21 protein-coding genes are annotated in these 19,348 nt (G+C 69.0%); 14 read left to right on the top strand and 7 right to left on the bottom strand.

The annotated features are described in order from the left end of the window. Positions 1 to 19: 19 nt before the first annotated feature. The 5 genes from D8I30_RS08710 to D8I30_RS08690 all read left to right on the top strand — a co-directional run bounded on the left by D8I30_RS08710 (position 20) and on the right by D8I30_RS08690 (position 4,801). Positions 20 to 1,288, top strand: coding sequence for an EAL domain-containing protein (locus D8I30_RS08710; RefSeq protein WP_121482398.1), 1,269 nt, complete (start codon positions 20 to 22; stop codon positions 1,286 to 1,288). Positions 1,289 to 1,380: 92 nt separating this feature from the next. Then, complete coding sequence (gene purB / locus D8I30_RS08705; RefSeq protein WP_121482397.1) at positions 1,381 to 2,682, top strand: adenylosuccinate lyase; 1,302 nt, start codon at positions 1,381 to 1,383, stop codon at positions 2,680 to 2,682. 145 nt (positions 2,683 to 2,827) lie between these two features. Then, entirely contained in the window at positions 2,828 to 3,562 is a 735-nt protein-coding gene (locus D8I30_RS08700; RefSeq protein ID WP_121482396.1) for a 2OG-Fe(II) oxygenase family protein, read from the top strand. Continuing rightward, positions 3,559 to 4,056, top strand: coding sequence for a DNA-deoxyinosine glycosylase (locus D8I30_RS08695; RefSeq protein ID WP_121482395.1), 498 nt, complete (start codon positions 3,559 to 3,561; stop codon positions 4,054 to 4,056). The genes D8I30_RS08700 and D8I30_RS08695 overlap by 4 nt, the downstream gene beginning before the upstream one ends. Positions 4,057 to 4,180: 124 nt before the next feature. Then, positions 4,181 to 4,801, top strand: a complete 621-nt coding sequence (locus tag D8I30_RS08690; RefSeq protein WP_121482394.1) for a fasciclin domain-containing protein — start codon at positions 4,181 to 4,183, stop codon at positions 4,799 to 4,801. Positions 4,802 to 4,961: 160 nt separating this feature from the next. Here D8I30_RS08690 and D8I30_RS08685 read toward each other — a convergent pair whose 3' ends face one another. Further along, on the bottom strand, positions 4,962 to 5,285 hold the full coding sequence (locus D8I30_RS08685; protein WP_121482393.1) for a DUF1476 domain-containing protein: 324 nt from the start codon (positions 5,283 to 5,285) through the stop codon (positions 4,962 to 4,964). A 260-nt stretch (positions 5,286 to 5,545) separates the two neighbouring features. Between D8I30_RS08685 and purC the strand changes: the two genes are divergently transcribed. Beyond that, positions 5,546 to 6,304: a phosphoribosylaminoimidazolesuccinocarboxamide synthase gene (purC, locus tag D8I30_RS08680; RefSeq protein WP_121483464.1), complete on the top strand. Its 759-nt coding sequence runs from the start codon at positions 5,546 to 5,548 to the stop codon at positions 6,302 to 6,304. Further along, on the top strand, positions 6,304 to 6,543 hold the full coding sequence (purS, locus tag D8I30_RS08675) for a phosphoribosylformylglycinamidine synthase subunit PurS (protein ID WP_121482392.1): 240 nt from the start codon (positions 6,304 to 6,306) through the stop codon (positions 6,541 to 6,543). Before purC ends, purS begins: the two co-directional genes overlap by 1 nt. A 167-nt stretch (positions 6,544 to 6,710) precedes the next feature. Here purS and D8I30_RS08670 read toward each other — a convergent pair whose 3' ends face one another. Continuing rightward, positions 6,711 to 7,880, bottom strand: a complete 1,170-nt coding sequence (locus D8I30_RS08670) for an SAM-dependent methyltransferase (protein WP_121482391.1) — start codon at positions 7,878 to 7,880, stop codon at positions 6,711 to 6,713. Between the two features lie 127 nt (positions 7,881 to 8,007). Here D8I30_RS08670 and D8I30_RS08665 point away from each other — a divergent pair, with 127 nt between their 5' ends. Both D8I30_RS08665 and purQ read left to right on the top strand, forming a co-directional pair. Further along, positions 8,008 to 8,493: a YbhB/YbcL family Raf kinase inhibitor-like protein gene (locus tag D8I30_RS08665; protein ID WP_121482390.1), complete on the top strand. Its 486-nt coding sequence runs from the start codon at positions 8,008 to 8,010 to the stop codon at positions 8,491 to 8,493. A 255-nt stretch (positions 8,494 to 8,748) separates the two neighbouring features. Continuing rightward, on the top strand, positions 8,749 to 9,411 hold the full coding sequence (gene purQ, locus D8I30_RS08655; RefSeq protein ID WP_121482388.1) for a phosphoribosylformylglycinamidine synthase subunit PurQ: 663 nt from the start codon (positions 8,749 to 8,751) through the stop codon (positions 9,409 to 9,411). On the opposite strand, the gene D8I30_RS08650 is transcribed toward purQ, so the two are convergent. Continuing rightward, on the bottom strand, positions 9,408 to 10,526 hold the full coding sequence (locus D8I30_RS08650; RefSeq protein WP_121482387.1) for an aspartyl/asparaginyl beta-hydroxylase domain-containing protein: 1,119 nt from the start codon (positions 10,524 to 10,526) through the stop codon (positions 9,408 to 9,410). The two genes, purQ and D8I30_RS08650, sit on opposite strands and share 4 nt — an antisense overlap. A gap of 31 nt (positions 10,527 to 10,557) precedes the next feature. Continuing rightward, positions 10,558 to 10,827 (bottom strand): hypothetical protein, encoded by a 270-nt coding sequence (locus D8I30_RS08645; RefSeq protein ID WP_240387194.1) that lies wholly within the window; start codon positions 10,825 to 10,827, stop codon positions 10,558 to 10,560. 167 nt (positions 10,828 to 10,994) lie between these two features. Between D8I30_RS08645 and D8I30_RS08640 the strand changes: the two genes are divergently transcribed. From D8I30_RS08640 to D8I30_RS08620, 5 genes are read left to right on the top strand one after another with little or no spacing between them, the layout of a single operon-like run. Then, positions 10,995 to 11,789: a hypothetical protein gene (locus D8I30_RS08640; RefSeq protein ID WP_121482386.1), complete on the top strand. Its 795-nt coding sequence runs from the start codon at positions 10,995 to 10,997 to the stop codon at positions 11,787 to 11,789. Positions 11,790 to 11,830: 41 nt separating this feature from the next. Then, positions 11,831 to 14,041, top strand: a complete 2,211-nt coding sequence (gene purL, locus D8I30_RS08635) for a phosphoribosylformylglycinamidine synthase subunit PurL (RefSeq protein WP_121482385.1) — start codon at positions 11,831 to 11,833, stop codon at positions 14,039 to 14,041. After that, positions 14,041 to 14,415, top strand: coding sequence for an indole-3-glycerol-phosphate synthase (locus D8I30_RS08630; protein ID WP_121482384.1), 375 nt, complete (start codon positions 14,041 to 14,043; stop codon positions 14,413 to 14,415). The genes purL and D8I30_RS08630 overlap by 1 nt, the downstream gene beginning before the upstream one ends. 25 nt (positions 14,416 to 14,440) lie before the next feature. After that, positions 14,441 to 15,532 (top strand): glycosyltransferase family 4 protein, encoded by a 1,092-nt coding sequence (locus D8I30_RS08625; protein WP_240387193.1) that lies wholly within the window; start codon positions 14,441 to 14,443, stop codon positions 15,530 to 15,532. A gap of 45 nt (positions 15,533 to 15,577) precedes the next feature. Next, positions 15,578 to 16,987: a cytochrome P450 gene (locus tag D8I30_RS08620; RefSeq protein WP_205570681.1), complete on the top strand. Its 1,410-nt coding sequence runs from the start codon at positions 15,578 to 15,580 to the stop codon at positions 16,985 to 16,987. Here D8I30_RS08620 and D8I30_RS08615 read toward each other — a convergent pair. The 3 genes from D8I30_RS08615 to D8I30_RS08605 form a co-directional block, all read right to left on the bottom strand. Then, positions 16,969 to 17,823 carry a DUF5694 domain-containing protein gene (locus D8I30_RS08615; protein WP_121482383.1) on the bottom strand — a complete coding sequence of 285 codons (855 nt, stop codon included), beginning with the start codon at positions 17,821 to 17,823 and terminating at the stop codon, positions 16,969 to 16,971. The two genes, D8I30_RS08620 and D8I30_RS08615, sit on opposite strands and share 19 nt — an antisense overlap. A gap of 83 nt (positions 17,824 to 17,906) precedes the next feature. Further along, positions 17,907 to 18,728 (bottom strand): TIGR00282 family metallophosphoesterase, encoded by an 822-nt coding sequence (locus D8I30_RS08610; RefSeq protein ID WP_121482382.1) that lies wholly within the window; start codon positions 18,726 to 18,728, stop codon positions 17,907 to 17,909. Next, the gene (locus D8I30_RS08605) at positions 18,725 to 19,270 is read right to left on the bottom strand and encodes a 5-formyltetrahydrofolate cyclo-ligase (RefSeq protein WP_121482381.1); all 546 of its coding nucleotides are present in this window, start codon (positions 19,268 to 19,270) and stop codon (positions 18,725 to 18,727) included. The genes D8I30_RS08610 and D8I30_RS08605 overlap by 4 nt, the downstream gene beginning before the upstream one ends. Between the last annotated feature and the right edge of the window lie 78 nt (positions 19,271 to 19,348).

Below are 19,348 nucleotides of genomic sequence, written 5' to 3'. Positions count from 1 at the left end.
GGCGGTTCTGACCGGCCCCATGCGCAAGATCACCGGCGGTTTCCTCTTCTTCGGCTACCTGTTCCTCGCCCTGACCATCGGGGCGACGATCTGGCGCGCCGGTCTGGGAGCGGGCGCCGGCGCGGCGGGAGCCCTGGGCGCGCTGGGGATCCTGGCCGGGGTCCACGCCATCGTCACCGGCCTGGCCGACCGTCGCGCCCTGCGCCGCGAGATCGCCAAGGTGCGCGAGGCCCACCGCCTTCTGGCCGACGCCATGGAGTCGACGCAAGGCGCCCTGACCGACCTGGCCCAGGCCATCGAGAGCGGCGCCCTGTCGCGCACCGAGGCCCTGACCGGCGAGGTGCGCATGCTGGAGGGCCTGATCCAGCAGATGAGCGAGTCGATCGACGAGCGGCTGGCCGCCTCGCCCCTAACCGCCGACACCTATGAGGGGCGTCGCCAGGTCCAGACCAATACCCTGCTGAAGACCGTCCACGACGCCCTAACCGAAAACCGCGTCGACCTCTATCTGCAGCCGGTCGTCACCCTGCCCCAGCGCCGGACCGTCTTCTACGAAAGCTTCACCCGCCTGCGCGATCCGTCGAACCGGATCATGATGCCGGCCGAGTATCTGTCCGTGGCCGAGGGCGAGGGCCTGCTGCCCGCCATCGACAACCTTCTGCTGTTCCGTTGCGCCCAGATCGTGCGCCGCCTGGCCGGCCAGGACCGAAAGGTCGGAGTGTTCTGCAACATCTCCCTGGCCTCCCTGGGCGACGACGTCTTCTTTCCGCAGTTCCTCGACTTCCTGAGCCAGAACCGCGACCTGAAGGACGCCCTCATCTTCGAGCTGGGCCAGGCGGTGTTCGACGCGCGCGGCGCCGTCGAGGCGCGCAACATGGCCAAGCTGGCCGACCTGGGCTTCCGCTTCTCCATCGACAAGGTGCAGACGCTGGACCTGGACTTCGCCGACCTGCAACGGTCGGACGTGCGGTTCGTCAAGGTGGCGGCCGACCTGCTGATCGAGCAGCTGCTAGACCTGGACGGCGCCGCCCCCCTGCCCAGCCAGCCGGACATCCGCGCCGGGGACTTCGCCCCCCTGACGCGCCGTCACGGCCTGGAGCTGATCGCCGAGAAGGTCGAGAGCGAGAAGCAGGTCGTCGACATCCTCGAACTGGACGTCGCCCTGGGCCAGGGCCACCTGTTCGGCGAGCCCCGCGCCATCAAGGAAGCCGTCCTGGCCGAAACCGATCCCCCCGTCGAGTTCGTCCGCTCGACGCTGAAATCGGCCGAGAAGCGGTTGCGGCCCTAAGCCCGCGGCCGCGCGCCGGGGACAAGGATTCTTGCCGGGCGAAACCGTCCGCGCCTTGACTCCCGGCCCTCGTCGACCGACACGACGCGTCCATGATCACGCGCTATTCCCGCCCCGACGCCGTCGCCATCTGGTCGCAAGAGACCAAGTACAAGATCTGGTTCGAGATCGAGGCCCACGCCGCCACCAAGATGGCCGAACTGGGCGTCATCCCGACCGAGGCCGCCGAGGCCATCTGGGCCAAGGGCAAGGACGCGACCTTCGACGCCGACCGCATCGATGAGATCGAAAGCGTCACCAAGCACGACGTCATCGCCTTCCTGACGCACGTGGCCGAGATCGTCGGCGACGAGGCCCGCTTCCTGCACCAGGGCATGACCTCCTCGGACGTGCTGGACACCTGCTTCGCGGTGCAGCTGGCGCGTTCGACCGACCTGCTGCTGGGCGGCGTCGACCGCGTCCTGGCCGCGCTGGAAACCCGCGCCAAGGAGCACAAATACACCCCGACCGTCGGCCGCTCGCACGGCATCCACGCCGAGCCCGTCACCTTCGGCCTGAAGCTGGCCGGCTATCACGCCGAGTTCCAGCGCGCCAAGCGCCGTCTGATCACCGCCCGTGAAGAGATCGCCACCTGCGCCATCTCGGGCGCTGTCGGCACCTTCGCCAACGTCGATCCGGCCGTCGAGCAGTACGTCGCCGACCAGATGGGCCTGGCCGTCGAGCCGGTCTCGACCCAGGTCATCCCGCGCGACCGTCACGCCGCCTATTTCGCCGCCCTCGGCGTCGTCGCCTCCTCGATCGAGCGCCTGGCCACGGAAATCCGCCACCTGCAGCGCACCGAAGTCCTCGAAGCCGAGGAGTTCTTCGACAAGGGCCAGAAGGGCTCGTCGGCCATGCCGCACAAGCGCAACCCGATCCTGACCGAGAACCTGACCGGCCTGGCCCGTCTGGTCCGCTCGGCCGTCGTCCCGGCGATGGAGAACGTCGCCCTGTGGCACGAGCGCGACATCAGCCACTCCTCGGTCGAGCGCGGCATCGGCCCGGACGCCACCATCCACCTGGACTTCGCCCTGCACCGTCTGGCGGGCGTGATCGAGCGCCTGAACGTCTATCCCGAGAACATGCAGAAGAACCTCGACCGCCTGGGCGGCCTGGTCTTCTCGCAGCGGGTCATGCTGGCCCTGACCCAGGCGGGCGTGTCGCGCGAGGACGCCTATGCGGCGGTTCAGGAGAACGCCATGAAGGTCTGGCGCGGGGAAGGCGTCTTCATCGACTTCCTGAAGGCCGACCCGCGCGTCACCCTGCCCCACGACCAGCTCGAGGCCCTGTTCGACCTCGGCTACCACACCAAGAACGTCGACGTGGTGTTCCAGCGGGTGTTCGGCGCCGCCTAAGAGGGACTTGAGGCTGCGAGCAAGGGCGCTGGAATCCCCAGCGCCCTTTTCGTTGCGCGGGCGCGAATGGCCGCGGATGGCCAGATCAAACAGCCTGGCCTATTAGCGGGGATATCGGCGTGATCCTGCGCCGCCGGAGCGCTCCATGTCTCAACCGACCCTTCGCCTGAACCCCGCCCTCGATGTCGAGAAATATGCGGAGATCTATGCTCGCGACGGGCTGGTGCAGATTCCGGACGTCTTCGAACGCCCGACCGCCGAACTGATCAGCGAGATCATGGAGACCTCCCTGCCCTGGGCTCTGACCTTCCTCGGCGAGGACGGCCGCCCGGTCAAAATCCCCATGGAGGCCCTGCAAGGCGCCGGCCCGGACCTCAAGGCCCAGATCGCCGCCCTGATCCAGCGCAGCGGTCAGCAATACGGCTTCATCTATTTCAACTTCGGCATGGTCTCGGCCTACAACGCCGGGGAGCCGCGCGCGAACCATCCGATCCATCCCGTGACCGGCTTCCTCATGGGCGAGGAGTTCGCCGCCTTCGGCCGCAAGCTGACGGGCGACGACGCGATCAGTTGGGCGGATTCGCAAGCCACCCTTTATCGCCCCAACGACTTTCTCGGCCTGCACGACGACAGCGCGAGCGACGAGGTTCAGCGCGTGGCCGCCTATACCCTGGGCTTCACCTCGCGCTGGCGGTCGGACTGGGGCGGTCAGACCCTGTTCCATGACCCCGACACCGGCGACGTCACGCGGGGACTGATACCGCGCTGGAACACCCTGACAGTGTTCCGCGTCCCCCAACTCCATTCCGTCGCCCCCGTCGCGCCCTATGCGAACGGCGCACGCCTTTCGATCGTGGGCTGGTTCCGGCGCGACCGTTGACGACGGCCCGCCGGACAGGCTTCGCACCCGTCGTCGATGACCGCACCCAGTTGCTCATCCTCGGCAGCCTGCCGGGCGACGCCTCGTTGAAGGCGGCGCAGTACTACGCCCACCCGCAGAACGGCTTCTGGCGGCTGACCGGGGCGGTGATCGGAACGGACCTGCCGGCCCTTCCCTATGAGACGCGGCTGGAGCGGCTGCTGGCGGCGGGCATCGGCCTGTGGGACGTGATCGCCTCGGCCGAGCGCCGGGGCAGCCTGGACGCCGCTATCCGCAACCCGGAAGGGGCCGATCTGGCCGCCTTGGTCGACTGCCTGCCGAGACTGAACGCCGTCGCCTTCAACGGCGCGACAGCGGCGCGGCTCGGCCGGCGCGCCCTGAGCGGGGATCGGAAGATCGCCTTTCTGGACCTTCCGTCCTCCAGCCCCGCCCACGCCCGGCCGTTCGAGGAGAAGCTGTCTCGCTGGACGGCGATCGCGCCCCATCTCGGCTGACGCCGGGATCGCCCATCACGCGCCGCGCCGTAAAATTTGATGGGGTTCGCATCCTTTTTGGCGGGTGGCCGTATTTCCTCCCGACGCCGCTCCCCGCGCGAGCTGGCGTCTATGGAGGATTCTCATGACATTCACCCGCACCACCGCCCTTGCCTTATCGTCTGTGGCCCTGCTGGCCGTGGCCGCCTGCGGCCGCAACGAAGCCAAGAAGGAGCCCGCTCCGGTCGAGACGCCGCCGCCCGTCGAGGCTCCGGCCATGACCGAGCCCATGGTCGGCGGCGTGGCCATGAACCCGATGGACACCATCGTCGCCAACGCCTCGAAGGCGCCGAACCTGACCACCCAGGTCAGCGCCATCCAGGCCGCAGGCCTGGCCGAGCGGCTGCAAGGCCCCGGCCCCTTCACCGTCTTCGCCCCCGACAATGCGGCCTTCGACAAGATTCCCGCCGCGACGCGCGAAGGCCTGATGCAACCGGCCCAGAAGGCCGAACTGACCAAGATCCTGACCTATCACGTCGTCCCCGGCCGTCTCACGGCCGCCGACCTCGCCGCCGAAGCCCAGAAGGGCGGCGGCACGGCCACCCTGACCACCGTTCAGGGCGAAAAGCTGATGGCCAAGGACATGGGCGGCGGCAAGTGGGAGCTCACCGACGCCAAGGGCGGCAAGGCCATGGTCACCCAGGCCGACGTGGCTCAGTCCAACGGCATGGTCCACGTGATCGATACGGTGCTGATGCCGAAGTAAGGGGATCGAACCCGGCAGGCCGCAGCGCGTTCTGAAAGCGCGCTTCGGCGCTCGGTCCGTCCCGTTCCCCCGGCGGGACGTGGATCGCAGAAGGGCCGCAACCGGCAACGGTTGCGGCCCTTCAAATGTCCGGTTTCAGGCGCTCAGGACGCCCGTGCGATCACTCGCCGGCGCGGATCTGCTCGCGGGCGATGGAGGCCAGTTCGTCCATCTTGGAGCGCAGCTCGCCCTCGGACACGGTCAGGCCCGAGCCCTTGAAGTCGCCGGCCACCTTGCGGAAGACGTCTTCCTCGCCCGGCTGCTCGAAGTCGGCGCGGACCACGGCGGCGGCGTATTGCTCGGCGCTCTCGGGCGAGAGGCCCATCTTCTCGGCCGCCCACAGGCCCAGCATCTTGTTGCGACGCGCGATGGCCTTGAATTCCTGTTCCTGATCGAGGGCGTACTTGGACTCGAAAGCCCGTTCCCGATCGTCGAAGGTCGTCATGCGCGTCGTAACTCCAGCCACGGACCATATCTGGTCCACAAACGGCTCTATGGCCCTCGGCGCGATCGAACGCAACCAAACTCGGTCGGCGCCCGCGACGCCGGCGTCGTTCTGGATATTTGTATCACAGGCGCCCTTCGGCTAAAGGGCGCGAGGTTCTATATAGCCGCCGTCGATTCAAGGACCGCGCCGCCCCGACCTTCGGGCCGCGCGTTTTTCGTTTTGCGGCCGTCCGTTTTCTTCCCGTCCGGGACCCGATGATGAACACCAAGCGCAAGAAGCTCTACGAGGGCAAGGCCAAGATCCTGTACGAGGGTCCCGAGCCCGGCACGCTGATCCAGTATTTCAAGGACGACGCGACCGCCTTCAACGCGCAGAAGAAGGCGACCCTGGAAGGCAAGGGCGTCATCAACAACCGCATCAGCGAATTCATCATGTCGCGCCTGAATTCGATCGGCGTGACCAACCACTTCATCAAGCGGCTGAACCTGCGCGAGCAGCTGATTCGCGAAGTCGAGATCATTCCGCTGGAAGTCGTCTGCCGCAACGTCGTCGCCGGTTCGCTGGCCCAGCGCCTGGGCCAGGAAGAGGGCACGCCCCTGCCCCGTTCGATCATCGAATTCTACTACAAGAAGGATGAACTGAACGACCCGATGGTGACCGAAGAGCACATCACGGCGTTCAACTGGGCCACGACCCAGGAACTGGACGACATCCTGGCCATGACGGTGCGGGTCAACGACTATCTGTGCGGCATGTTCGGCGCCGTCGGCATCACCCTGGTGGACTTCAAGATCGAGTTCGGCCGGGTGTGGGAGAACGACTTCAGCCGCGTCATCCTGGCCGACGAAATCAGCCCCGACTCGTGCCGCCTGTGGGATTCGACCACGGGCGAGAAGCTGGACAAGGACCGCTTCCGCCGCGACCTGGGCGACGTCATCGAAAGCTACACCGAGGTGGCTCGCCGCCTCGGCATCATGAAGGACATGCCGACCGTGATCCAAGGAGGGCTGCATTAATGGCCAAGGTCAAAGTTCACGTCTTCCTCAAGCCCGGCGTTCTGGACGTCCAGGGCAAGGCCGTTGAAGGCGCTTTGCAGGGTCTGGGCTGGGCCGGCGTCGCCAACGCCCGCGTCGGCAAGCTGATCGAGTTCGACCTCGACGACGCCGTCGCCGACAAGGAGGCCGAGGTGAAGCGCATGTGCGAGACCCTGCTGGCCAACACGGTCATCGAAGGCTACCGCATCGAAGTCGCCTGACGGCGAAGACGGATCAGACGATCAAGGCCGCTCGCAAGAGCGGCCTTTTTCATTTCCTCCCCACTTTGTGGGGAGGTGGCGCGGAGCGACAGGCGACGTGACGGAGGGGCCGCTTGGTTCCGCCGCAGCGGCCCCTCCCCATAAAATGGGGAGGAGAGAAGCCGCCTCTACTCGCACAGGTAATCCCGGCTCAGCGGAACCGCCGTCTGCTGCTTGGTCAGCTGCAGCTGGAACACCATGTGGCCCAGTTCGCGGAAGGCCACCTCGCTGCAGGCCAGGTAGAACTCCCACATCCGGCAGAAGCGCTCGTCGTACATGGCCAGGGCCTCGTCGCGCCGCGCCAGGAAGCGTTCGCGCCAATGGCGCAGGGTCTCGGCGTAGTGCAGCCGCAGCACCTCCATGTCCGTGACCCACAGGCCCGCCCGCTCGATGGCCGGCAGCACCTCGGACAGGGCCGGGATGTAGCCGCCGGGGAAGATGTATTTGCGGATCCAGGTCTGGGTGCGGCTGGGCGGGGTCTTGCGGCCGATGGAATGGATCACCGCCACCCCGTCGTCGCTCAGCAGCCGGGCCACGGCGTCGAAATACTCCTGATAGTTCGGCGCGCCGACGTGCTCGAACATCCCCACCGAAATGATCCGGTCGAAGGTCTGGTCCAGGTCGCGATAGTCCTGAAGCCGGAAGTCGGCCCGGTCCGAGACGCCCCTGGCCGCCGCCCGCTCATTGGCCGTGCGATGCTGTTCGGTCGACAGGGTGACGCCGGTGACGCGCGCCCCGCGCTCGACCATCGACAGGCCCAAGCCGCCCCAGCCGCAGCCGATGTCCAGGGCCGCCTGCCCTGGCTCCAGCAGCAGCTTGTCGATCAGGCGGCGCTTCTTGGCGACCTGGGCCTCGGCCAGGGTGGCGCCCGGCGTCTCGAAGAAGGCGCAGGAGTATTGCAGGTCCTCGTCCAGGAACAGGCGATAGAAGTCGACCGTCAGGTCGTAGTGGTGATGGACGTTGCTGCGGGCGTGCAGCCGGTCGTTGGCCTGTTCGGCCCCGCGCCGGATGCGCTGCAACAGGCCCAGCCTGCCCGCCCGGGGCCGCAGCGCCAGCTGCGAGGTGGTCAGCTGCAGGAAGTCATAGACACTGCCGCCCTCGACCCGGAACGTCCCGTCCATGAAGGCCTCGCCCAGGGCCAGGTCGGGATTGGCGGCGATGGCGAGGGCGGCCTTGGCGTCGGTCAGGACCGCCGTCAGCTCGGGCTCGCCCGGCCCCGCGACCAGTTCGCGGCCGTCCGGCAGGCGCACCCGGATCGCCCGTGTCTGAAACGTCCGGTCCAACAGGGCTTGCAGCATCCCGTTCCTCCGCTCATCAAGACGGCTCGGCCTCACGGCTAGGAACACAATGTCGCGGCGCAACGCCGATGACCAGCGTTCCGTTAGTCCGGGGTTCGGAAAACCACCGCCAAGGGAGAGCGCCGTCATGAGCTTCACCGTCACCTCCGCCGACTTCGTCGAGGGCGGGCTCCTGCCTGACGCCCAGGTCAAGGCGCGGGGCAATAAGTCGCCGCAGCTGTCGTGGTCGGGCGCGCCCGAGGGCACGAAAAGCTTCGCCGTCACCTGCTTCGATCCCGACGCCCCGACCGGCTCGGGCTTCTGGCACTGGACGGTCGCCAACATCCCCGCGGACGTGACCGCCCTCGCCGCCGGAGCGGGCAAGGTGGGCGGAGCCAACCTGCCCCACGGCGCCGTCCAGGGCCGCACCGACTACGGCGAGGCCGGCTTCGGCGGCGCCGCCCCGCCGCCCGGCCACGGCCCGCACCGCTATGTCTTCACCGTCTTCGCCGTGGACGTGGAGCGCCTGCCGGTGAGCGCGGACGACTCGGGCGCCGTCTTCGGCTTCAACCTGCATTTCCACACCCTGGCCAAGGCCTCGATCACCGCAACCTACGAGAACAAGGCCGGCTGATCCCGCTCAAGCGGGAGCCCTGACACAAAGCGTGATGCCCGCTGACGGGGCGCAAGGTCGGTTGATGCTTCACCTTTCCTCCCCATGGCATGGGGAGGGGGACCACGACGTGGTGAAGGGGCTGCGACAGCGGAACCAAGCAGCCCCTCCGTCACGGCGCATGTCTGCGCCGCGCCACCTCCCATTGCATGGGGAGGAAAAAGGAACTCCGGCCACGCCTGACATCCGAAACAATTGATGCTAGGAGGCCCGGCCATGAGCGCAGCCGTCATCGTCTTCCCCGGTTCCAACTGCGATCGCGACTGCAAGGTCGCCGTCGAACGTTCCACTGGCGAACAGGTCCAGATGGTCTGGCACGCCGAGACCGAACTGCCCAAGGGCCTCGATCTGATCGTGCTGCCGGGCGGCTTCTCCTATGGCGACTATCTGCGCTGCGGCGCGATGGCGGCCCAGGCCCCGATCATGCAGGCGGTCAAGAAGGCCGCCGACGACGGCGTCACCGTGGTCGGCATCTGCAACGGCTTCCAGGTCCTGTGCGAAGCCGGGATGCTGCCGGGCGCCCTGATGCGCAACAGCAGCCTGAAATACATCTGCAAGCCCATCAGCATCACCGTCGCCAACGCCCAGACCCGCTTCACCTCGGGCTATCAGGGCCAGCGCGAGATTGTCATGACCCAGGGCAACGCTGACGGGAACTATTACGCCGACGAAGAAACGCTGAAGCGCATCGAGGGCGAGGGTCAGGTCGTCTTCCGCTACGTCGACAACCCCAACGGCTCGGTCGGCGACATCGCGGGCCTGCAGAACGAGCGCGGCAATGTGCTGGGCATGATGCCTCACCCGGATCGTGCGTTCGAAGCCGAACTGGGCAGCGCCGACGGCGCCGTCCTGTTCCAGAGCATCTACGCGGCGGTTTAAACGCCCAGCTTGGGCGCGCCTGAGCCGCTGGCGTCGATCGTGGCGAACAGGGCGCGGATCAGATCCTGCTCCTCGGCCGTGATCTCGGGCTTCCAGACATCGAAGATCAGGATGGTGCGGTCCTGATCGCTGTCGTTGGCGGCCTCGTGCTCAATGGTGTCGTCAAAAGCCCAGGCCTCGCCCGCCTTCCATCGCCGTTCCTCGCCGCCGACGCGGAACCAGCAATCCGGCGGCACGACCAGCGGCAGATGACAGATCAGCCGCGTGTTGATCAGGCCGTTGTGGGGCGGAATCTTCGCCCCTGCCTGCAGCTTGGAGAACAGGATCGACGGCGAGCGGCCGGGGATGCGGCAAAGAGGCGCCGCCGCCAGGGCCGCCATCGTCTGCGGGCATCGTTCGGCGACCTCGGGAACCTCGGCCCCGTCCTTCCACAGGAAGACCGCGCTCCAGGCCGCGTTGCCCAGCAGGCCCGCCTGGTCGCTCTGGGGGCGGTTGGCGCGATCCTCGATATAGGGAGCGAACAGGGCCGGTTCCGCCAGGATGGCGTCGAGCTCGGCCCGGATGGCGGGCGCCGCCGCCTCCACCTCGGCCAGCCAGGCGACGGTCTCGCGCGGCTGGAACTCCACCTGGGGCAGGCCGGGAAACATGTAGAACTTCGGCTGCTGATAGTAGAGCCGCCGCCGCCCCGTCATCAGATCCAGAGAGGCGGCGAAGCGCGGGCTCGACGTCGCCGGATCGAACCCGCGCTGGGCCAGGCCGTCGCGCAGCCCCTGCTCGAACCGCAGCGCCCCCTCGGCCTGCGCCTGAGCCGCGTGCTGAAGCTCCGCCCGCAGCTCCGGCGAGGGCGCGACCACCGCCCGCCCCTGGGCGAGGGCGGCGCCGTAGAAGCTCATGGCCGAGCGATGGTCGCCCTGGGCGCTCAGGACGTCGCCCTTGAACACCAGGGCCTGGGGCTCCCGCGGATTGATCCGCAGCAAGGCCTCCGCCGCCGCCGCCAGGGCCGTGAAGTCGGACCGTTCACGCGCCTGCCGCGCCTGGAGCATCAGGCCTTGCACCTGAGCCTGTGCCGGCATCTGGGCCTGGACCCGCGGAGCGCTAGGGCGAACATCGGTCATGGACCGATGGAACCTTGCTCAACCGCGCCGGTCAAGCTCGGTCGGTCTTGCGGTCCAGCACGCTGGCGCTGCGGCCGGAGTCGCCGACCTCGACCTCTTCCTCGGCCGGTTCGCCCTCTTCGTCGGAGGCGCGCTCCAGCGTGCCCTCGGCCCCCGATTCATGGATGGCGGCCAGTTCGCGCGCGCCAATGCCGAGCCCCTGCTCCAGAGCATGCTGGGTTTCGATCTCTTCCTCGAAGGTCTGCTCGATAGGTTCGGGCGGCGTCGCGACGGGAGGGGGCGGAGACTTGGCGGCGGTCATCGGCGGGCTCCAGGACAACATCTGATAAGAGCAAGCCGCAAAGGCCGCCCTCGGTTCCGCCCCCCTTGAACCAAGCCGTGAACCAATCCCCGCCCCGGCGCGTAGATAGCGGCGAAGCTGAGCCGGAAAGCCCCCGGAGAGACCCCAGAGAAACCCCAGAGACCCCCATGGCCGCCATCGAACGCCTGACCCCCGCCCAGCAGACTCGCCGCCTGGCCGTCCTGGCCGCCGCCGTCTTCGCCGTGGTCGTTCCCATCGTTCAGGCCCTGGGCCACCTTGGCCTGAGCCAGGCCGAATTCGCCGCCGACGGGAACCAGACCCTGCGCGTAGCGAGCTACGCCTTTTCGATCTGGAGCCTGCTGTATCTGGGCATCCTGATCTACGCCGGGCGCCAGGCCTTGCCCCAGACGGACGAGAGCGTGCTGATCGGCCTCATGGGCTGGCCGTCGGTCGTGGCCTTCTTCGGCGTCGGCTTTTGGATCGTCATGGCGGCGCTGAACCTGAAGGCGGCCAGCGTCATCGTCATCTTCGCCTCGCTGCTGGCCCTGCTGCTGCCGATGCTGGCCAGCGCCCGGACGATCCGCGCGACCGGGGCGATGGCGCGGGACCGATGGTTCCTGATCTGGCCGCTGGCGGCGCTGGCGGGGTGGCTGACCGTGGCGGCGCCGCTGAACCTGATCACCGTGGCGACGGCGTTCGAGGCCCTGCCCGCCGCCCTGTCGCCGACCGGCTGGGCCGTCCTGGCCGTCGTCGCGACCACCCTGGTCGGCATCGGCGTGACCTGGGCCCTGCGGACCCTGGCCTATCCCCTGCCCATCGCCTGGGGCCTGGTCGGGGCCTTCGTGGCGGAGCAGGAGGTCAAGCCGATGCTGGCCTTCACGGCCCTGGCGGCGGCCTTCCTCGTGGTGGTGGCGGGGGTCATCGTGACCTTCGGCCTGAGGCGCGGGATCGAACGCCGGTGACGGGCTGACAGACGCCCCAGAGACGGCTAGAAGGCCCGCCCATGAGCGCGCCCCAAAAGACCATCGCCCAGCTGGCCGAAGAGTACGGCCTCGCCCCCAATGAATATCAGGTCCTGCTGGACCGGCTGGGCCGCGAGCCCAACCAGGTCGAACTGGGCGTGTTCTCGGTCATGTGGTCCGAGCACTGCTCCTACAAGTCGTCCAAGAAGCAGCTGATGAAGTTCCCGGTCACGGGCGCCCGCGTCATCTGCGGCCCTGGCGAGAACGCCGGCGTGATCGACATCGACGACGGCGACGCCTGCATCTTCAAGATGGAGAGCCACAACCACCCCTCCTACATCGAGCCCTATCAGGGCGCGGCGACGGGCGTGGGCGGCATCATGCGCGACGTCTTCACCATGGGCGCCCGCCCGGTGGCCCTGCTGAACGCCCTGCGCTTCGGCGATCCCTCGCATGAGAAGACCAAGCGCCTGGTCAAGGGCGTGGTCTCGGGCATCGGCGGCTACGGCAACTGCGTCGGCGTGCCGACCGTTGCGGGCGAGACCAACTTCCACAAGGGCTACAACGGCAACATCCTGGTCAACGCCATGTGCGTGGGCCTGGCGCGAGCCGATGAAATCTACTATTCGGCCGCGCCGGAAGCGGGCCACGACGTGGTCTATTTCGGCTCCAAGACCGGCCGCGACGGCATCCACGGCGCCACCATGTCCTCGGCCGAGTTCGACGATGAGTCGGACGCCAAGCGCCCCACCGTCCAGGTGGGCGACCCCTTCGCCGAGAAGCTGCTGATCGAGGCCACCCTCGAACTGATGGCCTCGGGCGCGGTCGCCGCCATCCAGGACATGGGCGCGGCGGGTCTGACCTCGTCGTCCGTCGAGATGGCGGGCAAGGGCGGCGTCGGCGTCGAGTTGGACCTGGACAAGGTGCCCCAGCGCGAAACCGGCATGACCGCCTATGAGATGATGCTGTCGGAAAGCCAGGAGCGCATGCTGGCGGTCCTGAAGCCGGGCTTCGAGGATGTCGGCTACCGCATCTTCCAGAAGTGGGGCCTGGACTTCGCCGTCATCGGCAAGACCACCGACACCGGCCATCTGGTGCTGAAGCATCACGGCGAGGTGGTCTGCGACGTGCCGCTGGCCCCGCTGTTCGACGACGCGCCCCTGTATGACCGCCCCTGGGTCCAGCCCGAGCTGCAGCCGCGCCTCGATCCGGGCGAAGTGCCCGCGCCGGACAGCTGGAACGACGCGGTGCTGAAGGTCATCGCCTGCCCCGACATGGCCTCCAAGCGCTGGATCTGGGAGCAGTACGACCGCCACGTCATGGCCGACACCCTGCAGGATTCCTCGACCGGCGCCGACGCGGGCGTGATCCGCGTCCACGGCACCGAAAAAGGACTGGCCGTCACCAGCGACTGCACCCCGCGCTATGTCCAGGCCGACCCCTATGAAGGCGGCAAGCAGGCCGTGGCCGAGGCGTGGCGCAACCTGACCGCCGTGGGTAGCCGCCCCATCGCCATCACCGACAACCTGAACTTCGGCAACCCGCAGCGCCCCGAGATCATGGGCCAGATCGTCCGCGCCACGGACGGCATGGCCGAGGCCTGCCGCGAGCTCGACTTCCCCGTCGTGTCGGGCAACGTCAGCCTCTACAACGAGACCAACGGCGTCGCCATTCCGCCGACGCCGACCGTCGGCGCCGTGGGCCTGCTGACCAACTACGACGTGACCACCGGCTTCGGCGGCGCGGCCGAGGGCGACGTCCTGGTGCTGATCGGCCAGACCAACGGCGAACTGGGGGCCTCCATCTATCTACGCGAGGTGCTGGGCCGCGAGGACGGCGCCCCGCCGCCGGTCGACCTGAAGCTGGAACGCAAGACCGGCGACTTCGTGCGCGCCCTGATCGAGGCGGGCGAGCTGGCCCTGGTGCACGACCTGTCGGACGGCGGCCTGGTCGGGGCGGCGGCGGACATCGCCCTGGCCTCGGACGTCGGCATCGAGCTGAACGCCTCCAGCGCCGCCCATGCCCACGCCTTCCTGTTCGGCGAAGACCAGGCCCGTTATCTGGTCGCCGTGTCGGACGCCGACGCCCTGATCGCCAAGGCCCAGGACGCCGGGCTGCACGCCTCGGTCGTGGGCCAGGTCAAGGGCGCGGACTTCGCCTCCTCGGGTCCGAAGGGCGAGCTGTTCCGCATCCCCGTCGCCCACCTGCGCGAGTTCCACGAAGGCTGGATGCCCAACTGGATCGAAGGCTGATGCGAGCAAACGCTCGGGTTGGCGCCCTGATCCTCGTCGTCGCCGGCGCCGCCTTGCTGTCGGCCTGCGAGTTCGAGGGCGGCGATCCCGTCCAGCACGCCCTGCGCGACGCCGCCGCCGCCCGCCACGCCGCCGCGCTGAAGACCACCGAGGAAGCCGAGGCTCAAGCCGCGCGCCGCGCCTCGGCCCCGGCTCCGGCCGAGACCGACGAGCTGTCACGCCTGATCGCCGCGCGCCGTCAGGCGGTGGAGGAGACCCGCGCCCTGCTGGCCGCCACTGCCGACCCCGCGCTGAAGGGCCAGCTGACCGGCGACCTGAAGGCCGAGGAAGGCCGCCTGCGGGCCCTCGAGGCCCGCGCCGCCGCAAAGCCCTAACACCCCTGACCGGAGACCGCCCGGCATGAGAACCGCCGTCGTCATGCCCGTCGGCGCACGCTTCTGCCTCGAGCATCCAAACTCGATGGAGACGGTGGCGCGGACGCTGGCGCGGGTCGACGTCGGCCAGGTCCGCGTCTTCTGCTGCGACGGCGCCCAGGATCACGGCGAGCTGCCGGTCCACGCCCTGCCCGCCGCGAACCGGCTGAAGGCCCTGCGCCAGGCCCTGGCCGCCTATCGCCCCGACGTGATTGAGTTCCACCAGCAGACCGAGCAGGCCGTCGCCCTGGCCCCGCGCTTCCCCGACGCGGCGGTCACCCTCTATCGCCACAATGCGGTGAAGCCGCCGCGCCACGTCGTCGACCGCTGGCGTTATGAGCGGCGCTATGGCCGCATGGACGGACTGATCTTCGTCAGCGAAGCGGCGCGACGGGACTTTCTCAAGGCCTTCCCCCGGTTGGAGGCCAAGGCCTTCGCCGTGCCCAACCCCATCGACGTCGACCTGTGGCGGGCGCCCGTGGACGAGCGCGAGCCGCTGATCGCCTTCGCCGGACGCGCCATGCCGGAAAAGGGCGTCGACCTGATCTGCGCCGCCCTGCCCGGCGTGCTGGAGCGCCATCCCGACTGGCGCGCCGTGCTGATGCTCAACGACTGGGACCGGCACGCCGCCTGGGCCGCGCCCCATGTCGCCCCTCTGGAGCGGTTCGGCGAACGTGTCTCCGTCCTGAAGTCCGCCCCCCTGGCCGAGGTCCGCGCCGTCATGCGGCGGGCGGCCATCGCCCTGACGCCCTCGGTCTGGGCCGAGCCCCTGGGGCTGACGGCGCTGGAGGCCCATGCGGCCGGCGCGGCCCTGATCTCGTCCGGGCGCGGCGGCCTGCGCGAAGCCAGCGGCCCGCACGCCGTCTATGTCGACGCGCTGACGGCCGAGGGCCTGGGCGCCGCCATGGACGGGCTGATCGCCGATCCCGCCCGCCGCCTGGCCCTGGCCCGCGCGGCCCAGGCCCATGTGGCGCACGCCCATTCGCCCGAACCTCGGGCGGCCCAGCTTCATGGTCTGCGCGAACAACTGGTCCGGACCAAGCGTTCCAGAGGACAGCCTCAAGGCCCTTCATTTTGACACAAGAGTCAATAAATATGGAGCGGACCTGAGAAGGAGCGTTCCATGATCGACGCCGCCGCCTCGCCCTTTCGTCCCTGGACGCCGCCGCGCCGCACCCGGCCCATGCCCTTCCTGCCCTTCCTGTGGCAGAGCTGGCGCGATCCCCTGCTGATCTGGTCCGAGCGGCACTTCACCGAGCCGCAGCTCTACGGCAAGGGGCCGATGGGGGCGATCCTGGTGGTCAGCCACCCCGAGGGCGTGCGCCGCGTCCTGACCGAGAACGCCGCCAACTATGAAAAGGGCGACCTGCAGCGCCGCGTCCTGGGGCCGCTGCTGGCCGAAGGGCTGCTGCTGGCGGAGGGCGAGGCCTGGCGCCGGGCGCGGCGCATCCTGGCGCCCCTCTTCACCCCCGCCCGCACCCAGAAGACCGCCGCCCGCATGGCTCAGGTCTGCGCCGGCCGGGTGAAGGGCTGGAAACTGGAGTATGGGGCGCGGGTGCTGGACATCGACCATGAGATGTCGGGCCTGACCTTCGACATCCTGTCGGCGGCCCTGTTCTCGGACGAACTGGAAGGCGACGCGCGCGGCTTCGAGCAGGCGCTGAACCGCTATCTCCGCATCGGCGCGCGCATCGACCCGCTGGACGTGATCAATGCGCCGGGCTGGATTCCGCGCCTGGGCCGCGCCGCCAGCGCCGGTTCGGCGCGCTTCTTCGAAGACCGGGTCGGCCGCCTGGTCGCCGCCCGACGCAAGCGGATGGAGGCCGGCGAGACCGCGCCCGACGACCTGCTCAGCGCGCTTCTGTCGGCCCGCGACGAGACGGATGGCGCCGCCCTGACCAACCGCGAGGTCGCGGCCAACATCCTGACCTTCATCCTGGCGGGACACGAGACCACGGCCCGCACCCTGGGCTGGGCCCTGCACCTGATCTCGCGCTCGCCCCAGACGGCGGCGCGGCTGAAGGCCGAAGCCGACGCCTTCGACGTATCCGATCCCGGCTGGGCTGCCGCGCTGCCCTGGACCCGGGCGGTGATCGAGGAAGCCATGCGCCTCTTCCCGCCCGCCCCGACCCTGATGCGGCGCGCCGTGGCGGCCGACGTGATCGGCGGACAGGCCATAGAGGCGGGGACCACCGTCATCGTCTCACCCTGGATCATCCACCGCCACGAGACCCTGTGGGACGACCCGAACGCCTTCCGCCCCGAGCGCTTCCTGCCTGAGAACCGCAAGGCCATCGACCGCTATGCCTACATCCCCTTCAGCGCCGGGCCGCGCGTCTGCATCGGCGCCGCCTTCGCCATGCAGGAGGCGATGATCGCCTTGGCCACGATCCTGCGCGCCGCCGAGGTCGAGGCCATCACCCCGGTCGAGCCGCGCCCCACCCACCAGATCACCCTGCGCAGCCGCGCGCCGATGCGGCTGCGGCTGCGGGCGCGGCGGAACCGGGCCAAGGCTCAGTCCTCCGCCAGATAGGGCGAGGCTTCCACCAGTTCGAAGCCCGGCGTCATGCTGATGAAGTGGCGCAGCCAGTAGTTGTGCCCGGCGCCATAGACCACGACGATCCGGTCGCCCGGCCGCGCCACGGCCGCCAGCTTGGCGAAGATGCGGGCGTTGCGCTCGTACCACCCCGCGTTAAGGGCCGCGCCGGGCTGGCTGCGCCCGTCCCCGGCCGCCATAAGCCCATAGTAGAAGGCCGACTGGCCCGCCGGCCCGTTCAAGGCGTCGCCCGGATCGTTCATGTCCGCCAGGATGTCGCCGATGGAATCCGTGTGCTGGCGCCGTTCCAGCTCGGCCGTGGCCGCGGCCACCGGGCCGTTCAGCCGCGCGAAGGCCGCCTCTTGGCCATTGGCTTTCCACCAGTCCATGACCGCCCCGAATGGAAAGTAGTCCCGGGTCTCGGACTGTTCGTCGATCGCATAGACCCGCTCCAGCCCCAGGCGCGAGGCCAGGCGATAGGCGATCTGCACCCGCTCGTCGGGATTGGAGGCCAGCATGGCGCCGTCGAAACGCGGATAGATTTGATCCAGCAGGGTGTCGGGATCGGCCGCCACCCGCTCGACCGCTACGGCCGTGGGCCGGAAGCGAGCCAGGCGCTCGGCCAGGGCCGCCAGCTGGGCCTGCTTTTCAGGGGTCGTGACCGGCGCGATCCGGGCGTTGTTCAGGTCCTGCCCCGGATTGCCGAAATGATAGGTCCCGACGACCATCACCCGAACGGGTTCGGGCGGCGCACCTGGCGCTGGTCGGGCCAGGACAGGCCCGGCGGCCAGGGCCAGACAGGCGCCCGCCAGGACGACGAAATGCTTGACCATCGAAACTCCCTCCTCGTTCCGAGGAAGGGAGGCCGCGTCGCGCCCGGACGGATGCGTCCGGCGGGATTAAATCACAGACAGGTTCAGACCTGAGGGATCGCCTGGCTCAGGCGGCCGCCGACGCGGATCGGCTCGACGCGGGTGGCCAGGCCGGTGCGGTCGTCGGTCTCGACGAAGACGCCGCAGACGGTGGCCGGGCCGCTGGCGGGGACATAGCGCCCGCCGGAAAGCCGCGTGGTGAAGCGGCGCAGCGGCTCTTCCTTGTCGTTGCCGATGACGGAGTCGTAGTCGCAGCAGCCGCCAGCGTCCGTCTGATAGGCCGTGCCGTGGGGCAGGATCTGGGCGTCCGCCGTAGGGACGTGGGTGTGGGTGCCGACCACCAGGCTGGCGCGGCCGTCGCAGAAGTGGCCCATGCCCATCTTCTCGCTGGTCGCCTCGGCGTGCATGTCGACGATGACGGCGTCGGCGACGACGCCGAGGGGCGCCGCCTCCAGCTCGCGCTCCACGGCGCTGAAGGGATCGTCCATCGGGTCCATGTGGATCCGGCCCAGGACGTTGATGACCAGCACCCGGCGGCCGTCGGCGGTGACGAAGACGTCGGCGCCGCGCCCCGGCGCGTCCATCAGGCGCGGATAGTTGGCCGGGCGGATCAGGCGCGGCTCGCGCACGATGTAGGTCAGGGCCTCGCGCTGGTCCCAGCTGTGGTTGCCCAGCGTCAGGACGTCGGCCCCGGCGTTGAAGATGTCGTTGGCCGTGTTCTCGGTGATGCCGAAACCGCCCGCCGCGTTCTCGGCGTTGACCACCACGAAGTCGAGCTTGAGGTCGCGCCTCAGCCCCGGAAGATGATCCGCCAAACCATCGCGCCCGGACTTGCCGACCACGTCACCGAAAAAAGCCAGTCTCATGCGAAGGCTCTATAGCCGGTCTCGGTCAGAACGCCATGCAGACGCATGTCATGCGGTTCCAGATCAAGCGGCTCGACCTGCTGTCCCGCATAGGCGAAACCGATGCGCCTGGTCTCCGGCAGGGCCGCGAAGGTCCGGTCGTAATAGCCCCCGCCCTGCCCCAGCCGCCCGCCGTGAAGATCGAAGGCCAGCAGGGGCGTCAGGATCAGGTCGGGCGTGACGCGCTCGCTGAGCGGCAGGGGCGCGGGGCATCCGGCGGCGTCCAGCTCCAGCGGCTCGCCGGGCGTCCAGGCGCGAAAGACCATGGCGGCGTCGCGCTCCAGCACCACCGGCAGGCACAGCCGACGGCCCGCCTGATGCAGGACGTTGGCTAGGGCGTCGGTGTCCAGCTCGGAACCCATGGCGCGATAGAGGGCGACGGTTCCACCCGACGGCAAGGCCTCGGCGTGGCCCGCCGCCCGCTCGGCGGCCTCGGCGTCGACCTCGGCCAGGCGCTTGCGCAGGGCGCGCATGGCGGCGCGGAGTTGGTGCTTGGGGGTCATGAGGCTTCTCTACCACCGTCGCCTGGCTTTCCTCCCCACTTTGTGGGGAGGGGGACCGCGTAGCGGTGGAGGGGCAAG

Source organism: Brevundimonas naejangsanensis, from assembly GCF_003627995.1.
Lineage (GTDB): Bacteria > Pseudomonadota > Alphaproteobacteria > Caulobacterales > Caulobacteraceae > Brevundimonas > Brevundimonas naejangsanensis_B.
This window is presented reverse-complemented; position numbering and strand designations above follow the sequence as displayed.

What these genes read in the sequence shown, in the direction of transcription:
- purL (WP_121482385.1), top strand. Translation starts at nt 11,831, where the DNA reads ATGAGCGCGCCCCAAAAGACCATCGCCCAGCTGGCCGAAGAGTACGGC.
- purQ (WP_121482388.1), top strand. Translation starts at nt 8,749, where the DNA reads ATGAGCGCAGCCGTCATCGTCTTCCCCGGTTCCAACTGCGATCGCGAC.
- D8I30_RS08605 (WP_121482381.1), bottom strand. Translation starts at nt 19,270, where the DNA reads ATGACCCCCAAGCACCAACTCCGCGCCGCCATGCGCGCCCTGCGCAAG.
- D8I30_RS08645 (WP_240387194.1), bottom strand. Translation starts at nt 10,827, where the DNA reads ATGACCGCCGCCAAGTCTCCGCCCCCTCCCGTCGCGACGCCGCCCGAA.
- D8I30_RS08685 (WP_121482393.1), bottom strand. Translation starts at nt 5,285, where the DNA reads ATGACGACCTTCGACGATCGGGAACGGGCTTTCGAGTCCAAGTACGCC.
- D8I30_RS08665 (WP_121482390.1), top strand. Translation starts at nt 8,008, where the DNA reads ATGAGCTTCACCGTCACCTCCGCCGACTTCGTCGAGGGCGGGCTCCTG.
- D8I30_RS08640 (WP_121482386.1), top strand. Translation starts at nt 10,995, where the DNA reads ATGGCCGCCATCGAACGCCTGACCCCCGCCCAGCAGACTCGCCGCCTG.
- purB (WP_121482397.1), top strand. Translation starts at nt 1,381, where the DNA reads ATGATCACGCGCTATTCCCGCCCCGACGCCGTCGCCATCTGGTCGCAA.
- D8I30_RS08625 (WP_240387193.1), top strand. Translation starts at nt 14,441, where the DNA reads ATGAGAACCGCCGTCGTCATGCCCGTCGGCGCACGCTTCTGCCTCGAG.
- D8I30_RS08620 (WP_205570681.1), top strand. Translation starts at nt 15,578, where the DNA reads ATGATCGACGCCGCCGCCTCGCCCTTTCGTCCCTGGACGCCGCCGCGC.
- D8I30_RS08670 (WP_121482391.1), bottom strand. Translation starts at nt 7,880, where the DNA reads ATGCTGCAAGCCCTGTTGGACCGGACGTTTCAGACACGGGCGATCCGG.
- D8I30_RS08610 (WP_121482382.1), bottom strand. Translation starts at nt 18,728, where the DNA reads ATGAGACTGGCTTTTTTCGGTGACGTGGTCGGCAAGTCCGGGCGCGAT.
- purS (WP_121482392.1), top strand. Translation starts at nt 6,304, where the DNA reads ATGGCCAAGGTCAAAGTTCACGTCTTCCTCAAGCCCGGCGTTCTGGAC.
- D8I30_RS08650 (WP_121482387.1), bottom strand. Translation starts at nt 10,526, where the DNA reads ATGACCGATGTTCGCCCTAGCGCTCCGCGGGTCCAGGCCCAGATGCCG.
- D8I30_RS08630 (WP_121482384.1), top strand. Translation starts at nt 14,041, where the DNA reads ATGCGAGCAAACGCTCGGGTTGGCGCCCTGATCCTCGTCGTCGCCGGC.
- D8I30_RS08615 (WP_121482383.1), bottom strand. Translation starts at nt 17,823, where the DNA reads ATGGTCAAGCATTTCGTCGTCCTGGCGGGCGCCTGTCTGGCCCTGGCC.
- D8I30_RS08700 (WP_121482396.1), top strand. Translation starts at nt 2,828, where the DNA reads ATGTCTCAACCGACCCTTCGCCTGAACCCCGCCCTCGATGTCGAGAAA.
- D8I30_RS08690 (WP_121482394.1), top strand. Translation starts at nt 4,181, where the DNA reads ATGACATTCACCCGCACCACCGCCCTTGCCTTATCGTCTGTGGCCCTG.
- purC (WP_121483464.1), top strand. Translation starts at nt 5,546, where the DNA reads ATGAACACCAAGCGCAAGAAGCTCTACGAGGGCAAGGCCAAGATCCTG.
- D8I30_RS08710 (WP_121482398.1), top strand. Translation starts at nt 20, where the DNA reads ATGCGCAAGATCACCGGCGGTTTCCTCTTCTTCGGCTACCTGTTCCTC.